This is a genomic window from Dellaglioa sp. CoH-56-MRSF-13 (assembly GCF_056782095.1).
In genome coordinates this window covers 1-461 of sequence record NZ_JBXAYC010000059.1, presented here as the reverse complement: position 1 = coordinate 461, position 461 = coordinate 1, and the positions used below count along the sequence as shown (strand labels likewise).

Below are 461 nucleotides of genomic sequence, written 5' to 3'. Positions count from 1 at the left end.
GGCACGTACACAGGCGTATAATAGAGGTGTACTAATGACCGCTGTCATAAAACATATCCGTAATACGACAGCGGGCTTGCCGCCCGCTGCTGGTAATTTGGTAGCGGGCCAACTCGCTATCAACACGTCTGATGCAAATCTATACACGCTTGATGCACTGGGTAATGTGCGACTTCTGGCCAGCGCCGCAGTAACAGCAAATGCCTACACATCAACCAATACCACGAACCAGCTTGTCAAGACAATCAATGGCGTGAGCCCGGACAGCACAGGCAACTTCACACTGGGTGCCACCAAGAACAAGTTGATCAATGGCAGGTTCCGTCTAAATCAATATGGTAATCCTGCGTCTGGTGCTATAGCCACATTCGTGGCCGATCGATGGTACATGTTCAGTAACGGCGCTACTGTGACCACAGCAACCGGGACCACTGGTAGCGACACTACTTATTTGTCGTGGC

General features: G+C 51.2%; 1 protein-coding gene. It reads left to right on the top strand.

The genetic code is table 11. From position 1 onward, the window contains the following. Positions 1–34: 34 nt before the first annotated feature. On the top strand, positions 35–461 hold a 427-nt coding region (locus AC1RP1_RS07870; protein WP_481762702.1), incomplete at its 3' end, for a hypothetical protein.